We start from the raw sequence: 19,939 nt of genomic DNA, 5'->3' as shown, positions 1-19,939 counted from the left end.
TCTATTCTACCATTACTTTCAGCAGAAGAAAAAACATGGCTTATCGATTTTATTCTGTTTCTCCCATTAATATTTTGGCGTATGGAGAATCGAACGGGAGAACGATGACTGTTTCACCGTCGATTGTTTTCTTGTAGGATTGAAGTGTTCTATATAATTCATAAAATTTAGGATCTTTTGAATAAGCCTGGTTATAGAGCTTCGCCGCCTCCGCCTCTCCATGACCGCGGATGGTTTCAGCTTGAGCTTCAGCTTTTGCCAGCATTTCTTTTACTTGTCTGTCCGTTTCAGCAACAATTCGATTTTTTTCTGCATCCCCCATCGATAAATATTCTTGGGCTTTTGATTCCCGCTCTGATATCATCCTAGTAAATACCGATTTTTCATTTGCTTCCGGCAAATCCGTCCGTTTAATTCTTACATCAACCACCTTAATGCCGAAATGATTTTGTTCAAGCAGGTTATTAACAATATTTGTGATTTTGTCATTGAGGCTCCCGCGGGAAGACTTTTCATCATTAATAATTTCATCATAATTCAGTTTTCCAAGCTCCGATCTCACAGTGGAAAAGATAAATTCCGACATTTTTGCCTCTGCATTGACAACTGTTCTTGCATTGGCGATCATTTCTTTCGGATCTTCGATTCTCCAAACCGCATAGTTGTCAATTAATATTCGTTTTTTATCCTTTGTATTGATTTCCGCTTCCTCCACATCATACGTTAATTGATGCTTTGGAAGACTTTCAACTGTTTGTATGAAAGGAATTTTTAAATGGAGGCCGGGCTTCTCTATAATTTTTACAACTTCGCCAAATTGACGAACGACTTTATATTCATTTTCTTTCACAACAAAAACGTTGCTGAATAAAAATAGCAAACACGCAAATAAACCGGCTATAACAGACCCTAGGCGTATGTATTTCTTCCATTCAAAATTAATTTTCTTTTCATTCTTGTCCATTGTTTTCACCTCTTTTTTGCGTGTTCTCACTCGATTGATCAGCTTTTTGCTGACTTTGCTGATCATTAGGCAGCACTTGCTGCATAGGCTGAACAGGAAAATACTTCATTGTATTTCCATCATCCTTCATAATGTAAATTTGCGCATTTGGCAGCACGCTGTCTATTGTTTCTAAAATTAGACGTTTTTCTGTGATTTCTTTCGAATTTTTGTATTCATTGTATAAAGAATTAAATAGTGCGACTTCCCCTTTCGCTTGTTCAATTCTGGACGCTCTGTCCCCTTCAGCTTTGGAGATGATTGCATCGCGCTCTCCTTCTGCCTCTTTTGTTCGTTTATTCCTATATTTATTGGCTTCGTTTATTTTCGTATTCATCATTTCTCTTGCATCCGTAACGTTTGTAAACGCCTTTCGAACTTCTTCGTTCGGCAAATCAACATCCTGCAATTTGACCGCAATGATTGAAATGCCAATATCATACTTTTTCATCAACGAGCTTAATAATTCTTGCACTTGAGCTTCAATTTCCACTTTTCCGCTCGTTAAAGCATTGTCAATTTTTGTGCTTCCAATAATGCTTCTTAACGAAGCAGATGTTGCATCCCGCAAAATTTCCTTTGGATTTTCAGCATTGAACAAATATTTTGCCGGATTCGTTATTTTCCATTGAACGACCATATCTGCTAACACAATGTTTTCATCGCCTGTAATCATTTTTGTTTCCTTTGGAAAAGACTCAACTTTTCCATCTTTTTCTTTATATCCAAATTGTAAACTGAATGTTTCTTTGGATAGTTTTTTTACCGATTGAATCGGCCATGGCCATTTAAAATGAAGCCCAGGCTCAGTTATACCCTCTTCCACTTTTCCAAATGTAGTAATAACCGCTTGTTCCGACTCGTCTACAGTATACCAGGAAGTAATCGCAGCAAGACCGAGAATGCTGATCAGAAAAATAAATCCAATAATTGTTAATAATCTTCTTATGCTTACCATTATATCCCCCCATCTCTCTCTATTTATTATTTCATACGAAAAAAGTACGATTTTGTTTCATTTAAAAAACGCAGCCATAAAAAAAAGACGGAAACGTAATTGTTTCCATCTGCAAATGGGCTCCTTGGATGAAGGGGTTTTCGAATGCCATTTTAACAATCAAATGTTAACTTAGCATAAATTGGATGTAAATCTTATGTTAAACTATTCATTGTATCTTTGAAAAGTCACAGTAAAAGTCGTTCCAACACCAACGGTGCTTTTGACTGTCAAATTTGCTTGGTGGGCTTCTACTAAATGTTTTACGATCGCAAGCCCTAAACCAGTTCCACCTGAGTTTCTGCTTCTAGCTTTATCAACTCTATAAAAACGCTCAAAAATTCTAGGAATTTCCTCTTCTCTAATTCCAATTCCGGTGTCTTGAACAGAAATGGCTACTTCATCATGTCCAGCCTTAACAGAAAGGGTCACTTTTCCGCCAGCTGGCGTATACATAATTCCGTTGCTGGCTAAGTTTATAAAAATTTGCTTCAGCCGATGAGGATCGCCTTCAATAAAAACAGGCTCGTCTGGAACATCCAATATAAAATCAATATTTTTTTCTTTCGCTTTTCTATCTAGCAAATGATGAATTTCTTTTAAAAACTCGTTTACATTGCATTTTCTAAGCTCCAGCTGAAAGCCCTGCTGCTCGATTTTTGATAAATCTAATAAATCTTGAATTAAAGATTGCATTCGTTCGCTTTCTTTTAAAATGATGGATAAAAAAAAATGCAATGTTTGTTCATCTTTCATGGCGCCATCCAGCAATGTTTCAGAAAACCCTTTGATGGAGGTGATCGGTGTTTTTAATTCATGAGATACATTTGCTACAAAATCTTTTCGTATTTGTTCAAGCTTTTTCAATTCGGTAATATCGTGAAAAACAAGAACGACGCCTTTCCATACTTCACTTTTTCCAATGATCGGAGCACCGTAAACTTCAAAATGCTTTCTTTCGATGTTAACAGGAAGCATAATATGCTTTCTTATATTTGATTCCGTCAAAAAAATTTCTTCAACCATTTGAATAATTTCTTTATATGCGATCGCTTCTTGGTAAGATTTATATAAATAATCCTCTTGATTAATTTGAAAAATTTCTTTAAAGGCTTTATTCATCAGGCTAATATAGCCACGTTCATCAATGAAAAGAAGACCGCTTCCCATGTTTTCAATCAATGTTTGCAGCCTTTCCTGGTGCAATTCCTGGGTTCTTGTCATGTCTTGAAGGTTGCGTGCCAAAATGTTGATGGATTTGCTCAACATACTCGTTTCGTCGCCTGATGAATTTTCATATGTTCTCGCTTTGTAATTTCCTTTTGCAAGCTCCATCGCCACTTCTGTCGCCGATTCGATCGGCTTCGTATACTGCTTCATAATGCGGGTGCCAAAAATTAAAATGATCGTTAATGCCGCAATAAGACTCCCTATAATAAAAAACCAAATTTCTTTATTCATCGCTTCGAAATATTTGATGGAAGTCCCGAAAACTAAAAATCCCTTTCGTTCATCTTGTTGAAAAATGGGAATACCGTAAAATAACAAATCAGCTTGATCGAGATCTAGGCGAAATCCTTCCTTTGCATTTCGGTGGTTGGTCAAGATCAGTTCTGATAACCTTTCGTCGCTTTGATGAAAGCTAGGACCTGTTTTAAAAACGATGTTTCCGTCCATATCCATAAAAAGAAGGAGTGAGTTTAACTTTTCGCTCATTTCCTCCATTTTATGCTTCATTTCGGTAGAACCGATCTTTTCATTCTCAATGACCAGCTTGATCAACTCGGCTTCTTTTTTAAATTGCTTCTCATAATTGATGAAGTAAAACGATTGAAATAATTGTCCTAAAATAAATCCAAAACCAAGCAGAACAGTAATAATTAATGCTGTAAACGCAAGAAGCAGTTTTGAACGGAACTTACTCATTTAGCTTTGGATCCTCCAGTTTGTAGCCTAGACCTCTGATCGTTTTAATATATTCAGGCTTTTTCGTATTCCGTTCAATTTTTTCTCTTAAATGGCTGATATGAACATCCACAATTCTTGTATCACCGGCAAAATCATAATTCCAAACAGCGCTTAATAACTGATCCCTTGTCAAAACTCGGCCTTTATGTTTCGCAAGATAAAGAAGCAGTTCAAACTCTTTCGGTGTAAAGTCAAGTCTTTCTTGTTCAAAATAAGCTTCATATCGTTCAGGCATAATTTTTAAATCACCGATAATAATGTTGTTTTCTTCCGCTTCTTTTTTTACATGCATGTGAGCATCTTCTGATCTGACACGCCGCAGGATTGCTTTTACCCGAGCGATAATTTCTCTTGGACTGAACGGTTTTGTCATGTAATCGTCCGCACCTAACTCAAGCCCAAGCACCTTATCAAATTCATCATCTTTTGCCGTAAGCATTAAAATGGGCGTCATCACTTTGCGCTGTCTAAGCTGTTTACAAATTTCCATACCATCTATACTCGGGAGCATTAAATCAAGCACAATTAAATCCGGTGCATCTGTAATTGCTTTTTCAAATCCTTCGCTTCCATCCTGAGCAGTAATGACTTCATAGCCTGCTTGTTCAAGATTATACTGAAGAAGAGTGACAATCGATTGTTCATCATCCACTACTAATATTTTTTTACTCATAAAATCCTCCAATAATTTTCTCCTACTGTTCTTATTATTCTTTATTATTATTATAGTCCACGAAGCAGAAAGAACCAATACAAGAAAAGCTGCTTTCAGAAGATTTTAAAGAATCGATAGAAACATGATGGAGCGGTTTTGAAGCGGAAATTGAAAAAGCGGACGAATTTTCTGTGCAAGCTCTCTTTTTTCTTTTATAAGAAAAAGGAGGAACATAACATGTCCTCCTTTTTCTATCATGCACTATATTAATGCTTTCATAACATTTCTTACAGATTCCGCAGATTTTTCCAAAGCTGCTTTTTCTTCATCCGTCAGTTCAAGCTCAATAATTTGCTCTAAGCCATTGCCTCCAAGAATTGTTGGAACGCCTAAATAAATACCTTCAAAACCGTATTCTCCTTCTAAATATGCAATGGCAGGCAATACACGGCGCTGATCTTTAACAATCGCTTCCACCATCTCTACAAGAGATGCGGCTGGTGCGTAGTATGCGCTTCCGTTTCCAAGCAGGTTAACAATTTCTCCCCCGCCTTTTCTAGTTCTTTCAACAATCGCATCCAAGCGCTCTTTCGGAATTAATTTTTCTAACGGAATGCCCCCTGCGTATGAATAGCGAACTAATGGCACCATATCATCTCCGTGGCCGCCTAACACAAATCCTGTAATGTCTTTGACTGATAAATTCAATTCTTGAGCAACAAATGTGCGGAATCTTGCGGTATCTAAAACTCCAGATTGACCGATGACGCGGTGTTTTGGAAATCCGGATTCTTTATAAACAGTGTAAGTCATTGCATCAACCGGATTTGTCAGCACAATGATAATGGAGTTTGGGGAATATTTTACAACTTCTTTTGTGACGCTTTTCATTACTTTTTGGTTGGTCTGCACTAAATCGTCTCGACTCATTCCAGGTTTTCTTGCAATTCCTGCCGTGATCACAACAATATCGGAATCAGCCGTTTCCTCATAGTTTGATGTTCCGATAATGTTCGCATCAAATCCAAGAACAGGGCTTGATTCAAGCATGTCCAACGCTTTCCCTTTTGTCGGATTCTCTGCTTGCGGAATGTCAACGAGCACAACATCTCCCAGCTCTTTTTTTGCCAGCAAAAAAGCTGTTGTCGCACCAGTAAATCCAGCACCAATGACAGAAATTTTCTTTCTTTTAATCGCCATTTCAAGCATCCATCCTCTCTTTTATGTAAGTGATTTTCCCAAAAATGAATCTAAATGGAGAGCTACTTCGTAAAGAAGCAGCTCTCAGTTCTTTGTTTAACCCATGTTTTTAATCAATTCATTGCCGAATTCAGAGCATTTCACTTCCGTAGCTCCGTCCATGAGGCGTGCAAAGTCATAGGTGACAACTTTTGAAGCGATCGTTTTTTCCATTGCTTGAATGATTAAATCAGCTGCTTCTTTCCAGCCTAAATGTTCGAGCATAAGCACTCCAGAAAGGATTACGGAAGATGGATTCACTTTATCAAGTCCGGCGTATTTTGGTGCTGTACCGTGTGTTGCTTCAAAAATCGCATGCCCTGTCTCGTAGTTAATGTTTGCTCCTGGAGCAATACCGATTCCGCCTACTTGTGCAGCCAAAGCATCCGAAATGTAGTCTCCATTTAAATTCATCGTTGCTACTACATCAAACTCGCGCGGACGAGTAAGAATTTGCTGCAGGAAAATATCTGCAATTGCATCTTTAATTATAATTTTTCCAGCTTTTTCTGCTTCTTCTTGTGCTTTGTTAGCCGCTTCTTTTCCTTCTTTTTCAACAATGCGGTCATACTCAGCCCATGTGAATACTTTATCGCCAAACTCTTGCTCAGCCAATTCATATCCCCAATTTTTAAACGCGCCTTCTGTAAATTTCATAATGTTCCCTTTATGAACAAGGGTGACAGATTTTCTTCCGTGTTCAATTGCATAGTTAATGGCCGCACGGACAAGCCGTTTCGTTCCTTCTTCAGAAATAGGCTTAATGCCGATTCCGGACGTTTCAGGGAAACGGATTTTTTTTACTCCCAGCTCTTTTTGTAAAAATTCAATGACTTTTTTTACTTCTTCTGTCCCTTTTGCATACTCTATGCCGGCATAGATGTCTTCGGTATTTTCACGGAAAATTACCATGTCTGTATCTTGAGGACGTTTTACAGGGGAAGGAACTCCATTGAAATAACGGACAGGTCTTAAGCACACAAATAAATCCAGCTCTTGGCGAAGAGCAACGTTTAAAGAACGGATTCCTCCACCTACAGGAGTTGTTAACGGACCTTTGATCGCAATCATATACTCGCGTATCACATCAAGCGTTTCTTGAGGAAGCCATTCCCCAGTCTCTTTAAAAGCTTTTTCACCAGCAAGCACTTCTTTCCAAACGATTTTCTTTTCGCCATTGTATGCTTTTTCTACAGCTGCTTCCAGCACTTTTGACGCAGCTCTCCAAATATCAGGACCAGTGCCGTCTCCTTCAATAAACGGAATTATAGGATCATTTGGAACGTTTAAAGTACCATTTGTCATTGTAATTTTTTGACCTTCTGCCACAATCATTACCTCCTAAATATGTATTCTCTATTTGTGTATAAAAGCATGGCCATGCTTAACAGGGAAGAAAAAGGAATCCCTTTTCTATTTTACCTGTTAGCTGCGCTTTTCGATAGGGATAAATACTTGTTTTTCTGGTCCTGTATATTCCGCACGAGGACGAATCAATCGATTGTTTTCATATTGCTCTAAAATATGGGCTAACCATCCAGATGTGCGGCTTATTGCAAAAATCGGCGTAAATAAATCATGATCAATACCTAAGCAATGGTATACAGACGCTGAATAAAAATCAACATTCGGCGGTAAAGATTTTTCAGATGTTACGATTTCCTCAATTTTAGTTGACATTTCATACCATTTCGTTTCACCGGTGATTTCTGTTAGTCTGCGGGACATTTCTTTTAAATGTTTGGCACGAGGATCCCCTTTGCGATAAACTCGATGACCAAATCCCATAATTTTTTCTTTGTTTGCTAATTTTTCGCGAATGTAAGATTCTACATTTTCAGGTTCACCAATTTCTGTTAACATTCGCATAACGCGTTCGTTCGCACCGCCATGCAACGGCCCTTTCAATGCTCCAATTGCCGCAGTAATTCCGGAATAAATGTCCGAAAGCGTTGCCACACATACTCTTGCAGTAAATGTCGAAGCATTCAATTCATGGTCTGCATGAAGGACGAGCGCTTTGTTGAAGGCTTCAATGGAAGTTTGATCAGGTTCTTCACCTTTTAACATATATAAGAAATTAGCGGCAAAGCCTAAATCTGTTCTCGGTTGAACAGGCTCCAATCCTTTGCGGATGCGGGCAAAAGCAGCGACAATTGTAGAAATTTTCGCCTGCAATCGAATTGCTTTTCGATAATTTGCCTCATCAGACATGTTGTCCGCTTCTTCGTCATACAATCCAAGCAAAGATACAGCTGTTCTCAAAGCTGCCATCGGATGTACTTTATCAATCGGATAAGTTTTAAAATGTTCTAATATTTCATTCGGTATCGACGCATTCTCAGCAAGCTGCTTTCTTAATTCCTCTAATTGCTCCTTATTCGGAAGCTTTCGATGCCAAAGCAGGTAAACAACTTCTTCAAAGCTTGCGTTTTGAGCTAAATCGTCAATATTGTAACCAACATATGTCAATGTATCATCAATAATAGAACTTATTGATGAAGTTGTGGCTACCACGCCCTCTAGTCCACGCGTTGCTGTCATGGCTATCTCCCCTTTACATAAAAATTTTCAACTGCAATTCAAATAGAAATAAACAAAATTCATAAAACTTTCATTTTTTCACAAAAAGAAAATGCTTTCATTTCTTTTGTGAAATATTTTTTATCAGTGAAATGATCACCAAACATATGAATTAAAAAATACACCTCTATTATAAACAATTATCAGACTTTTGTGAATCAGATAAATAAGATATTTTTTACGGAATTCTTTTTTTTAATAAAAAAATCTTATAGAATTGAATAAGAATTACTTATTTCAGCATAATAAATCTTTTATTGAATTATGTCCGAATAATATGGATCGTATGTTTATCAATCCATTTTTTTATGAATTGAATAAGAAAAGGCTTTATCCAATTTCTTGTGATTGGAAATAAAAGAAACAAACCGACGATATCCGAAATAAATCCCGGCGTCAATAGCATGATTCCTCCGACAAAAATAGCCATTGCATCCAAAATGGCATTGCTTGGAATGCGCCCATATTGAATTTCCTTTTGAAGATTTCGCACTGCCTGAATTCCTTGTCTTTTCGCCAAATAAGCCCCAACAAAGCCTGTTAAGATAATCAATAGCACAGTCGGAAGCACCCCGATCGTCTTTCCAGATAAAAGCAAAACCCCTATTTCACAAGCCGGTGCAACAATAAAAAAAATCAATAATGCTCGCATATGCTATCTCCTCCATATATAAAATACCCGTTCCCTACTCTTTACTATACAAAAGGGAGATGTAAAATGCTCGTTTCTTAATCTTTACTATACAAAAAAAGAGAAGGAACTGAAATCCTTCTCCTTTCAATCAAAATTATAGAACGCTCGCATGTCCTTTATAAATCATCCCTTGGATTGCATCCACAGTGACTTCCATACCATCCTTCAAAATTTCTGTTGCATTTTCTACCCCGACAATGACTGGAATGCCAAGGCTCAAACCGACTACGGCCGCATGGCACGTTAAGCCGCCTTCTTCCGTAACAAGTGCAGCTGCTTTTTCAATCGCTTCCATCATGTCTATGTCGGTCCCATTCGTAACGAGAATTGAACCTTTCACCATTTTCTCAACAGCTTCTTTACTATTCTTTGCAACGATAACCTTTCCAAATGCCGATGCTCGTCCAATCCCTTGACCTTTTCCTAAAACATCGCCAACAACATGGACTTTCATCAGATTTGTGGAACCTGTTTCTCCTACAGGTACTCCGGCTGTAATAATCACTCGATCTCCATGTGTAATAATTCCAGTGTTTATAGATTCACGCACAGCTATGTCAAGCATTTCATCTGTTGTTGTAGCAATTTGTCCTATTGTTGGATGCACACCCCATACAAGGGCAAGCTTACGGCATACTTTACTGCTGGATGTTACTGCAATAATCGGCGCTTTTGGCCGATATTTCGAAATCATTTTGGCCGTATAGCCGCTGACTGTTGGCGTGATAATGGCCGAAACGTCCAAATTAATCGCCGTATAAGCTACTGATTGTCCAATTGCATTTGTGATCGTTGAATCAGCAACTTTCGTATGTTTCGTTAAGGCTTGGCGATAATCTAAAGCTTGTTCAACGCGGGAAGCAATTTTATGCATCGTCTCCACTGCTTCTACCGGATATAAACCGGCAGCTGTCTCGCCTGAAAGCATAATTGCATCGGTTCCATCAAAAATAGCGTTTGCTACATCGCTGGCTTCCGCCCGGGTAGGTCTTGGGTTTCGCTGCATCGAATCAAGCATTTGAGTAGCAGTAATAACAGGTTTTCCTAATTGATTGCATTTGCGAATCAGTTCCTTTTGGACAAGCGGAACATCTTCAGCGGGAATTTCTACTCCTAAATCTCCTCGAGCAACCATTAGCCCGTCGGAAACTTCCAAAATTTGATCAATATTGTCAACGCCTTCTTGATTTTCTATTTTCGGGATAATTTGAATATCGTCAGCTTGGTGTTCCTCCAACAGTTGACGAATTTCCAATACATCGGAAGCGCGGCGAACAAATGATGCAGCGATAAAATCGACTCCCTGCTCAATGCCAAACAAAATATCTTTTGCATCTTTCTCCGTAATTCCAGGAAGATTGACACTAACTCCGGGAACATTGACTCCTTTTTTATTTTTCAAAATTCCGCTGTTTAATACCTTCGTTTCAATTTCCTGTTTTTCTTTATCAATCTTTGTAACTTCTAAACCAATTAATCCGTCATCAAGCAATATTTTAGAACCAACGGACACATCATTGATTAATCCTTTATATGTAACCGAAATTTTTTCTTTCGTGCCGACAACCTCTTCCATTGAAATAAGAAGGCGGGATCCTGCTTCTAATTGTATCTCCCCGTTTTCCATTGTATGCGTTCGAATCTCAGGGCCTTTTGTGTCCAATAATATTGCAACACTTTTGCCCAAGCGCTTCGCTGCCTCCCGAATGTTTTGAATTCTCGCTTTATGCTCCTCATGATCTCCATGCGAAAAATTGAGCCGAGCCACATTCATGCCGGCCTTAATTAGTTTTTCCAACATTTCGATGCTCTCGCTTGCAGGACCTATTGTACAAACAATTTTCGTTTTTCGCATAAATTGGCATACCTCCTAAACATTATGAAAACGATCCCATGTTCATACTTTATATAGAAAGTTCTTTTGAAAGCTTGTACATTGACTTATCAACCGTATGAGGCTGATCCAAAATTTCTAAAATGTCATGATCCACAAGCTGATTATTTTGGATGCCTACACATCGTCCGCCTTTACCATTAAGAAGCAGTTCCACCGCATAAGCGCCTAGTCTGCTTGCCAATACTCTATCAAATGCGGTAGGCGATCCGCCGCGTTGAATGTGGCCTAATACAGAAACACGCGTTTCAAAGTTTGTCATCTCTTTGATCTTTTGGCCTATTTCGACGCCGCTTCCCACACCTTCAGCGACAATAATAATACTATGTTTTTTCCCTCTTTCATGGCCTCGTTTTAATCGATCGATGATTTCCTCTATTTTGAAATCTGCTTCCGGAATTAAAATGGTTTCCGCACCTCCGGCAAGCCCAGACCATAAAGCGATGTCACCGGCATCCCGACCCATTACTTCTATTACGTATGTACGCTCATGGGAGGTAGCTGTATCACGAATTTTATCAATTGCTTGTATCACCGTATTAAGTGCTGTATCAAAACCGATCGTATAGTCAGTTCCAGGTATGTCATTGTCGATGGTGCCCGGCACCCCAACGCATGGATATCCATGTTCAGTCAACTTTTTTGCGCCCATGTAGGAGCCGTTTCCGCCAATAACGACAAGACCTTCAATCCCGAATTTCTTCAATTGTTCAATTCCTTTTTTTTGTCCTTCGATTGTTTTAAATTCTTCGCACCGTGCCGTATAGAGCATCGTTCCACCGCGATGAATGATGTCACCTACTGAACCAAGTTCAAGCTTTTGAATTTTTCCCGAAATAAGACCTGAGTAACCATTATAAATTCCATAAACTTCTAATCCATGAAAAATTCCTTTGCGGACAACGGCACGAATTGCAGCGTTCATGCCAGGAGAATCGCCGCCGCTCGTTAAAACGCCGATTTTTTTCATAATTTCACCTCTCTTGGACTGCTCAAACAAAGCTTACATAAAATAATGATCATATTATCTGATAATCGCTGAGCATAGTAAGCTTAGAATAGTTAAATTCTTTATTATTATACACAAAAAGAAGCGATGCGAAAGATAAAAATAAAAAAATAACGTGCGGCTCCATCAAGGAGCGCACGTTACTGCGTATTTGTCACTTGTTCGTCAATAACGGCCCCAATACTTTTAAATTTTTCGTACCGATGCCTGATCAGCTCTTCTCCGCTCATATTGGTCAATTCTTTTAATGAACGTTTTAAAGCCTGTTCAATGTGTTTAGCTTGCAATTGGACATCCCTATGTGCCCCGCCTTTTACTTCCGGAATGATATCATCAATGACACCAAGCGCTTTTAAATCTTGGGCAGTGATCTTCATTGTTTCTGCCGCTTTTTTAGCTAAGCCGGCATCCTTCCATAATAGGGCGGCAGCCCCTTCGGGAGAAATAACTGAATAAGTAGAATTTTCCAACATATATATATGATTTCCTACTCCTAATGCTAATGCGCCGCCGCTTCCCCCTTCTCCAATGACAATACATATAATTGGAACAGAAAAACCGGCCATTTCAAACAAATTTCTGGCAATTGCTTCACTTTGTCCCCGCTCTTCTGCAGCTTTTCCTGGGTAAGCTCCTTTTGTATCGATAAATGTAATAATAGGGCGGTTAAACTTGTTCGCCTGTTTCATAAGGCGCAATGCTTTACGGTAACCTTCAGGATGCGGCATACCAAAATTTCTTCGGATATTGTCTTTCGTATCTTTTCCTCTTTGCTGCCCGATTACCGTTACAGGGATCCCATGAAATTTTGCAACGCCTCCTACAATCGCTTCGTCATCACCAAAATATCTGTCTCCGTGGCATTCGAAAAAATTTTCAAATAACAGCTCAATATAATCAAGCGTTGTAGGGCGATTCGGATGGCGTGCGATTTGGACGCGATTCCACGGGGAGAGGTGATCATATATTTCCTTTTCTAAATTTTTTAGTCTTGTTTCCAGCTTTTCAATTTCAGCCGACAAATCTACATCCGCTGTTTTTGTAAATTCCTTTAATTCATGAATTTTTTTCTTTAATTCTATAATCGGCTTTTCAAATTCCAGTTCTCCTACCAATCTACATCCCCCTTTGCTTGGTGTATATCCAAGAGGTTGATTAACGTATCCCGCAGTTGGTGGCGGTGCAATACAGAATCAAGCTGCCCATGCTTCAGCAGAAATTCAGCAGTTTGGAAATCTTCCGGAAGCTCTTCTCTGATCGTTTGTTCTATGATTCTGCGCCCTGCAAAACCGATTAATGCACCAGGCTCGGCAAAATTGTAGTCACCTAAAGAAGCGAAGCTAGCCGATACTCCCCCTGTAGTCGGATGGGTCATAACCGAAATAATGAGTCCGCCTTCATCGCTGAATAATTTTAAAGCAGCGCTAGTTTTCGCCATCTGCATTAAACTGAGGACGCCTTCTTGCATACGAGCACCGCCTGAAGCTGTGAAAATAATAAAGGGGATGTTTTTTTTCTTCGCTTTTTCAATTGCCCTTGTAATTTTTTCGCCAACTACCGAACCCATGCTCCCCATGCGAAAACTTGCATCCATAACGGCAATCACTACTGGAAATCCGCCGATTGTTCCTTCGCCTGTCACGACAGCTTCATTTAGCTTCGTTTTCTCTTTGTCTTTTTCTAGCTTTTCTAAATACCCTTCAAAATTAAGAGGGTTTTCAGAACGCATATCGCTGTCATATTCTAAAAAGCTGCCATGATCTAAAAGGCTGGCAATTCTTTCTCTCGCTCCCATTTGAAAATGGTAGCCGCAGTTGTTGCACACTTTTAAATTTTTTTCAATTTCTTTTGAGTACATAATCTTTTTACATTTTGGACATTTTGTCATAATACCTTCAGGAACATCATATTTTGCATGTCCGGAAGGGATCGATGCATATTTTTTCTTTTTTGAAAAAATGTTTTTTATCAAAATAGAACCTCCCTTTTTGGCTGAATAATGTCTTCATTGCAAGGGATGACACCTTCAATCAATCTTAAATCTTCCGGATCTTCTTCCTATATCTTTTGAGAGGTATTCAAATATTATAAATATATCATATTTTTCTTTCTCCCAACAGCAGAGAAGAGAGGTTTCTCATTCTTTCGCCATTTGTAGCCGCTTTTATTTTCCAATAATAGCAAGCTTTCTTGTTTTTTCCGCAACTTCTTCCGGATCTACTTTTATGCGTGCAACACCTGTTTCCATTGCCGTTTTCGCAACAGCTGCAGCAACACATGGTGCAACCCTAGGATCAAACGGCGCCGGAATAACATAATCAGGACGAAGCTCATCTTCCTTAATAAGAGAAGCAATCGCTTCAGCAGCAGCCATTTTCATCTGTTCATTTATATGTGTTGCTCTTACATCCAATGCTCCACGGAAAATCCCTGGAAATGCTAAAACGTTATTCACCTGGTTAGGGAAATCTGAACGTCCTGTTCCAATGACTTTTGCTCCAGCTTCTTTAGCATCGTCAGGCATAATTTCCGGATCTGGATTGGCCATAGCGAAAATGATCGGATTATCCGCCATTAATTTTACCATTTCTTTTGTTAGTGCTCCTGCGACTGACACACCGATAAAAACATCCGCTCCTTCGATTACATCGGCCAAAGAGCCCTCTAAGCGATCATGATTTGTATATTTAGCCACTTCAGCTTTTATGCTGTTCATTCCGTAAGGGCGTCCATCGAAAATGGCTCCTTTTGAATCGCACAAAATAATGTCACGAACACCATAGCGATATAATAATTTTATAATAGCTATTCCAGCCGCTCCTGCTCCGTTTGCGACAACTTTAATATTTGACATCTCTTTGCCGACCAGCTTCAACGCATTTAATAAACCAGCGACAGTTACAATGGCGGTTCCGTGTTGATCGTCATGGAAAATCGGAATGTTCGTTTCCTTTTTTAAACGCTCTTCAATTTCGAAGCAATTTGGTGCGGCAATATCCTCCAAGTTTATGCCGCCAAAAGTCGGCTCAAGAAGCTTTACTGTCTCAATAATTTTTTCCACATCTGTCGTATCTATACAAATGGGGAACGCATCGACACCTGCAAAGCTTTTAAATAAAACAGCTTTTCCTTCCATGACAGGGAGAGCTGCCTCCGGTCCGATGTTTCCAAGCCCTAAAACGGCTGTTCCATCAGAGACAACCGCCACCATATTCCCCTTCATCGTATACTCATACACTTTGCTTTTATCATCATAAATTGCCTTGCACGGCTCAGCCACTCCAGGAGAGTATGCTAAACTTAAATCTTTTGCATTTCGTACCGGAATTTTTGATTTTGTTTCAAGTTTTCCCTTCTGAACACTATGAATATGTAATGCTTCTTCTCTTAATGACAACCTTTATCACTCCTTAACAACATGGATAATCGTCAAAATGGAAAGACCACTTTTTAGATATTTCTAAAATATTATACATGCAATCCGTTGTAAAGAAAAAGACATGTTTATTCTCTCAAGGCGACATTCCTTTCTCCGAGCAATGCCCGCAATCGATTCAAACATTGTTCAGACGGTTGTACACCAAATGTTTCGGGAAGCTTGACCGCTTTCTTTTTTCGTTCATGGTAAATAAATACAGGTATGCTGCCTGGATAATCCTGCAATACTTTTTTTATTTCGAGAAGCTTTTGTTTCTCTGATGCTTCATCTGCAATTTTTAAAAATAAAGCACGCTGCCGTTTAAATTCCGAGATGTCTTTTACGTCTTGAATTATATATTGAACATGTTCATTTCTAATTTCCGGTTTTCCGGTCAACAAATAAACATTCCCTTTCTTTATTTTTCCGCTGAACTTTGCGTATTCATTAGGAAACAAGACCGCTTCTACATCCCCGCTTTGATCGCTTATATTGAGAAAAGCCATCGCCTGGCCGCTTTTTGTGCGAATTGCCTTTACGTTTGTCACATACGCGCCCACATGAACTTTTTTTTCAATCCATTGGGATAAATCCATTAATCGAACTGCCCCCAGCTGCTTCAAAACCGAATCGTAAGGCTGAATCGGATGGCTTGATAAATAAAATCCTAATGTTTCCTTTTCGAATTTTAATTTTTCTTCAATGGTGAACGGTTCTACTTCCACATACTTTGGTTTAATCGCAGCAAGATCGTCAAGCGGAAAAACGATTTGCTCTTTTTCATCCATTTTGAATAATTCTGCATGCTCGAGCGCAACATCTATACTAGCAAGCAACGTTGCCCGATCTTGCCCAAAATCATCCATCGCGCCAGAAAAAATGAGCGCTTCTATTGTTCGGCGATTGACTGCCTTTGAAGACATCCTGATACAAAAATCAAACAAATCTTCAAAAGGCTTCTTTTTTCTTTCTTTTGCAATTTCTTTCATGGCGGCAATGCCAACATTTTTAATCGAGGCAAGTCCGAATCGGATAGATCCGTTTTCCACTAAAAAAGAAAAACCGCTTTTATGAATGGACGGTGGCAGGATTGTAATTCCCATTTCTGAAGCTTCTCGAACATATTGCGCTAATTTTTCTTGATTTCCTCCGATGCTCGACATTAACGCAGCCATAAAATATAAAGGATAGTGGGCTTTTAAATAAGCAAGCTGATAGGCAATCATGCTGTAGGCAACAGCGTGGCTGCGGTTAAAACCGTAGTTGGCAAATTTAACAATGAGATCGTATACTTTATTCGCGGTTTTTTCGTCGTATCCTTTTTTTAAACAACCTATAATAAAGCGATTTCTGTTTTCATCCAAAATCGTTTTAATTTTTTTGCCGACGGCCCGTCTCAACAGGTCTGCTTCCCCTAACGAAAAACCGGCCATTTTCGCTGCGATTTCCATTATTTGCTCTTGATACACAATGACTCCGTATGTCTTTTCTAAAATAGGCTGCAAATCTTTATGCAAATATTCTACCGGCATCCGGCCGTGCTTCCGTTCGATATAGACAGGAATGTTTTCCATCGGTCCTGGACGATACAAAGCATTAACCGCAACCAAATCTTCCAAATTAGTAGGTTTTAGCTTTTGTAAAACTTTCCTCATTCCTTCTGACTCAAATTGGAACACACCTGTCGTATTTCCTTCCGATAAAAGGGAAAACGTTTTTTCATCATCATAATTTGTAAAGTGGACAGAGAGCTTTGTTCCCTCGTAACGTTCAATTAAACGTTTGATATCTTCTATTAACGTTAAATTTCGCAGACCTAAAAAATCGATTTTCAACAGCCCGATTTCTTCTAAAAAATCCATTGAATATTGTGTTAAATATATATCGTGATGACCATTTTGAATCGGAATGACTTCAGTCAGCGGATGATCGCTTAGCACCACTCCCGCAGCATGCGTCGATACATGGCGCGGCAAGCCTTCCAGCTTTAAAGCCGTTTCAAAAATTTCCTTTCCTTTTTCCATTGAATGAAGGATGTTTCGAAATGCTGCCGATTGTTCAAATGCTTCTCTTAAAGTAATTCCGAGCTTTGAAGGTATGTGCTTTGCGAGCACATCCACCTCTTTATTCGAAGCTCCAAGCGCTTTTGCCACATCTCGAATAGCAGCTTTGGCCGCAAAAGTACCGAAAGTGATGATTTGAGCCACATGCCCTTTTCCGTATTTTCGCGCAACATATTCAATCATTTCATCCCGTCTTGTATCCGGAAAATCAATATCGATATCTGGCATAGAAACACGTTCAGGATTTAAAAAACGCTCAAACAATAGATTATAGCGAATTGGATCTACATTCGTAATATCTAGTACATATGCCACTAAAGAGCCGGCTGCTGAACCGCGGCCTGGACCGGTTACAATACCTTTTTCATGCGCGTATTTCATAAAATCCCAAACGATTAAAAAATAATCGCTAAAATTCATTTTTTTTATAACAGACAGCTCATACGAAAGCCTTTTGACATACTCGTCCGAAGGGGATGTTACTTTTTTTCTTAATCCTTCAAAGCACAGCTGTTCAAGAAAATCATCGCTGCTCAATCCTCCAGAAAAGGGGTATTTAGGCAATTTTGTTTTGCCTAATTCTATTTCAACATGGCATTCGGAGGCGATCCGAACAGTATTCTCAATGGAATCAGGAAAGTTCGCGAAATTGTTTATCATTTCCGCCGGGGATTTTAAATAATATTCGCAAGCAAACGCTGCGTCTTGTTCTTCTACAGTCGTTCCGTCTTTAATCGCCAGCAAACAGCGGTGTGCAAATGCATCATCCTTTTCAACATATAAAACATCGTTCGTTGCGACAATCGGAACTTTGATCGTTTCTCTCAGCTCCGCAATTTTTTCATTTAATTGCTGCTCTTCCGGCAAGCCGTGATTTTGTAAGGATATGTAAAAAGAATTGGGATCGAGCATGCTTTGAAAAAACTCCACCGCTTTTCCTGCCTCTGCAATCTGTCCGTTTATAAGCAGCTGCTCAATCAAGCCTTGTCTGCCAGGTGTGATCACAAAAAGATCCCTGCTGTATTGTTTAAAAAAAGAAAGCGGAAGTCCTTTCGGAAACTTTGTTTGCAGCAAACTGCTTAATTTAAGCAAATTGCGGTATCCGCTGTTATTTTTAGCAAGCAAAACAAAAGGATACGGTTCGTTTTTTATGATAACGGTAGCAGTTAAACCGAAAATCGGTTTAATCCCGTGTTCTTTACAAATTTTATAAAAAGAGAGCGCTCCATACATGACATGATGGTCTGTCAAGGCTAGAGCTGTTTGACCAGTTTTTTTCGCATAGCGGACAAGCTTGTCCAATCCCGCAGCACTAGTCAGCAAACTATAGGCGCTCTTCACTTGTAGGTGAACAAAAGGCAATGAAGACCCCACCTTTTTTCAATGATTTCTTAAAACAATTATAGTCATTGTTTTCAATGAAAGACAAACTTCATACTTTTATCTTCCCATCCATATACATATAAAGAAAGAGAATAAAACAAGCCTTTTCACTGCTTGCTGAAACCGGCTATTTAGCAAGTTTATTATAATCATATTTCACCAATGAACGGAAGAAAGGATGGTGGAAGCTCAATGGAAACAGATACTTTTATTGCAACCTTTATTAAAGTGTATTTTATTGCGTTAGGAGTCATTTTCGGCGGCTCGTTAATCGGCGGTATTGGCGCATATATTACAGGCGATGCTCCTCTCACCTCCATTTTCAGAATGGCAAACAAATTGAAAATTTGGGCTCTTGTTGCAGCTATTGGAGGGACGTTTGATGCGTTTTACAGCTTTGAACGAGGGATTTTTGAAGGAGCGACAAAGGACATTGTGAAACAGATTTTGTTAATCATTTCCGCCATGGGTGGTTCTCAAACAGGCTGGCTCTTAATCTCTTGGTTCACACAGGAGCATGTTTCGCAATGAGAATCCCGCCTTATTATAAAAAGCCTTCATGGCAGCGTTTTTTTGCCGGAGTTGCCGTAGGAGCTCTTATTAGCTGGGGGTTTTTTCTATATTCCTTTGGCTATTACCAAGAAAAACAAGTAAAAATCATTTCAACGCAGCAAGAAACGATCGAACAATTAAAAAATGACATTCAAATTTGGCAGAGGGATTACAAAGAGCTAAATAAGAGAAACTTAGAATTATTGACTGTACAGGATGTCAAAATCGAAATTAAAAATGCGGAAAAATATAAGCTGGATGAATTAATGAAATATTCGATTGAAAATACGATCAAAAACGATTTAGCTGATTTAATTGCAAAAGATATTGACAGTGTTGTGAAAACAAGGCATTTAATTGCCAAAACGATTGAAAATAGAAAATATAAAATAGATGACAAAGAATACAACGCTACTGTCGTGGAGCTTGTCATTACACCGACCATTATTGTTGAAGTAGAATTGAAATTGAGCAAATAATA

16 protein-coding genes are annotated in these 19,939 nt (G+C 39.0%); 2 read left to right on the top strand and 14 right to left on the bottom strand.

The window, feature by feature from the left end; translation table 11 throughout:
- Positions 1 to 49: 49 nt before the first annotated feature.
- The 14 genes from NSQ94_RS05175 to dnaE form a co-directional block, all read right to left on the bottom strand.
- Positions 50 to 964: a protease modulator HflC gene (locus NSQ94_RS05175; RefSeq protein ID WP_063387405.1), complete on the bottom strand. Its 915-nt coding sequence runs from the start codon at positions 962 to 964 to the stop codon at positions 50 to 52.
- Complete coding sequence (gene hflK / locus NSQ94_RS05170) at positions 951 to 1,961, bottom strand: FtsH protease activity modulator HflK (protein ID WP_066247808.1); 1,011 nt, start codon at positions 1,959 to 1,961, stop codon at positions 951 to 953. Before hflK ends, NSQ94_RS05175 begins: the two co-directional genes overlap by 14 nt.
- Positions 1,962 to 2,165: 204 nt before the next feature.
- Positions 2,166 to 3,926, bottom strand: coding sequence for an ATP-binding protein (locus tag NSQ94_RS05165; RefSeq protein WP_066247809.1), 1,761 nt, complete (start codon positions 3,924 to 3,926; stop codon positions 2,166 to 2,168).
- A complete protein-coding gene (locus NSQ94_RS05160) occupies positions 3,919 to 4,641 on the bottom strand; it encodes a response regulator transcription factor (RefSeq protein WP_063387489.1) in 723 nt (240 codons plus the stop codon). Before NSQ94_RS05160 ends, NSQ94_RS05165 begins: the two co-directional genes overlap by 8 nt.
- A gap of 243 nt (positions 4,642 to 4,884) precedes the next feature.
- Entirely contained in the window at positions 4,885 to 5,823 is a 939-nt protein-coding gene (gene mdh, locus NSQ94_RS05155) for a malate dehydrogenase (RefSeq protein ID WP_063387488.1), read from the bottom strand.
- Positions 5,824 to 5,919: 96 nt separating this feature from the next.
- Complete coding sequence (gene icd / locus NSQ94_RS05150; RefSeq protein ID WP_339230300.1) at positions 5,920 to 7,197, bottom strand: NADP-dependent isocitrate dehydrogenase; 1,278 nt, start codon at positions 7,195 to 7,197, stop codon at positions 5,920 to 5,922.
- Positions 7,198 to 7,287: 90 nt separating this feature from the next.
- Positions 7,288 to 8,406, bottom strand: a complete 1,119-nt coding sequence (gene citZ / locus NSQ94_RS05145; protein ID WP_063387400.1) for a citrate synthase — start codon at positions 8,404 to 8,406, stop codon at positions 7,288 to 7,290.
- A 301-nt stretch (positions 8,407 to 8,707) separates the two neighbouring features.
- On the bottom strand, positions 8,708 to 9,097 hold the full coding sequence (locus NSQ94_RS05140) for an FxsA family protein (protein ID WP_327862616.1): 390 nt from the start codon (positions 9,095 to 9,097) through the stop codon (positions 8,708 to 8,710).
- A 136-nt stretch (positions 9,098 to 9,233) separates the two neighbouring features.
- On the bottom strand, positions 9,234 to 10,994 hold the full coding sequence (gene pyk, locus NSQ94_RS05135; protein WP_311066382.1) for a pyruvate kinase: 1,761 nt from the start codon (positions 10,992 to 10,994) through the stop codon (positions 9,234 to 9,236).
- A 49-nt stretch (positions 10,995 to 11,043) separates the two neighbouring features.
- Complete coding sequence (gene pfkA, locus NSQ94_RS05130; RefSeq protein ID WP_063387397.1) at positions 11,044 to 12,003, bottom strand: 6-phosphofructokinase; 960 nt, start codon at positions 12,001 to 12,003, stop codon at positions 11,044 to 11,046.
- A 179-nt stretch (positions 12,004 to 12,182) separates the two neighbouring features.
- Entirely contained in the window at positions 12,183 to 13,157 is a 975-nt protein-coding gene (accA, locus tag NSQ94_RS05125; RefSeq protein ID WP_311066383.1) for an acetyl-CoA carboxylase carboxyl transferase subunit alpha, read from the bottom strand.
- Positions 13,151 to 14,014: an acetyl-CoA carboxylase, carboxyltransferase subunit beta gene (gene accD / locus NSQ94_RS05120; protein ID WP_066247816.1), complete on the bottom strand. Its 864-nt coding sequence runs from the start codon at positions 14,012 to 14,014 to the stop codon at positions 13,151 to 13,153. Before accD ends, accA begins: the two co-directional genes overlap by 7 nt.
- 192 nt (positions 14,015 to 14,206) lie before the next feature.
- Positions 14,207 to 15,439, bottom strand: coding sequence for a malic enzyme-like NAD(P)-binding protein (locus NSQ94_RS05115; RefSeq protein ID WP_066247817.1), 1,233 nt, complete (start codon positions 15,437 to 15,439; stop codon positions 14,207 to 14,209).
- Between the two features lie 107 nt (positions 15,440 to 15,546).
- The gene (gene dnaE / locus NSQ94_RS05110; RefSeq protein ID WP_339230295.1) at positions 15,547 to 18,885 is read right to left on the bottom strand and encodes a DNA polymerase III subunit alpha; all 3,339 of its coding nucleotides are present in this window, start codon (positions 18,883 to 18,885) and stop codon (positions 15,547 to 15,549) included.
- Positions 18,886 to 19,098: 213 nt separating this feature from the next.
- Between dnaE and NSQ94_RS05105 the strand changes: the two genes are divergently transcribed.
- Both NSQ94_RS05105 and ytrI read left to right on the top strand, forming a co-directional pair.
- Entirely contained in the window at positions 19,099 to 19,437 is a 339-nt protein-coding gene (locus tag NSQ94_RS05105; protein ID WP_063387392.1) for a YtrH family sporulation protein, read from the top strand.
- On the top strand, positions 19,434 to 19,937 hold the full coding sequence (ytrI, locus tag NSQ94_RS05100) for a sporulation membrane protein YtrI (protein ID WP_066247820.1): 504 nt from the start codon (positions 19,434 to 19,436) through the stop codon (positions 19,935 to 19,937). Before NSQ94_RS05105 ends, ytrI begins: the two co-directional genes overlap by 4 nt.
- Positions 19,938 to 19,939: the final 2 nt, after the last annotated feature.

Origin of the sequence: Aeribacillus sp. FSL K6-2833 (assembly GCF_037965815.1) — a bacterium.
In the GTDB taxonomy this organism is placed as follows: Bacteria; Bacillota; Bacilli; order Bacillales; family Aeribacillaceae; genus Aeribacillus; species Aeribacillus composti.
The sequence above is the reverse complement of the archived record's forward strand: the minus strand, read 5'-3'. Positions and strand labels throughout refer to the sequence as shown.

Bases quoted from the DNA above. Each gene is read 5' to 3' on its own strand.
- pfkA (WP_063387397.1), bottom strand. From the start codon at position 12,003: ATGAAAAAAATCGGCGTTTTAACGAGCGGCGGCGATTCTCCTGGCATG.
- NSQ94_RS05175 (WP_063387405.1), bottom strand. From the start codon at position 964: ATGGACAAGAATGAAAAGAAAATTAATTTTGAATGGAAGAAATACATA.
- NSQ94_RS05165 (WP_066247809.1), bottom strand. From the start codon at position 3,926: ATGAGTAAGTTCCGTTCAAAACTGCTTCTTGCGTTTACAGCATTAATT.
- NSQ94_RS05160 (WP_063387489.1), bottom strand. From the start codon at position 4,641: ATGAGTAAAAAAATATTAGTAGTGGATGATGAACAATCGATTGTCACT.
- icd (WP_339230300.1), bottom strand. From the start codon at position 7,197: ATGATTGTGGCAGAAGGTCAAAAAATTACAATGACAAATGGTACTTTA.
- NSQ94_RS05140 (WP_327862616.1), bottom strand. From the start codon at position 9,097: ATGCGAGCATTATTGATTTTTTTTATTGTTGCACCGGCTTGTGAAATA.
- mdh (WP_063387488.1), bottom strand. From the start codon at position 5,823: ATGGCGATTAAAAGAAAGAAAATTTCTGTCATTGGTGCTGGATTTACT.
- NSQ94_RS05105 (WP_063387392.1), top strand. From the start codon at position 19,099: ATGGAAACAGATACTTTTATTGCAACCTTTATTAAAGTGTATTTTATT.
- ytrI (WP_066247820.1), top strand. From the start codon at position 19,434: ATGAGAATCCCGCCTTATTATAAAAAGCCTTCATGGCAGCGTTTTTTT.
- pyk (WP_311066382.1), bottom strand. From the start codon at position 10,994: ATGCGAAAAACGAAAATTGTTTGTACAATAGGTCCTGCAAGCGAGAGC.
- citZ (WP_063387400.1), bottom strand. From the start codon at position 8,406: ATGACAGCAACGCGTGGACTAGAGGGCGTGGTAGCCACAACTTCATCA.
- hflK (WP_066247808.1), bottom strand. From the start codon at position 1,961: ATGGTAAGCATAAGAAGATTATTAACAATTATTGGATTTATTTTTCTG.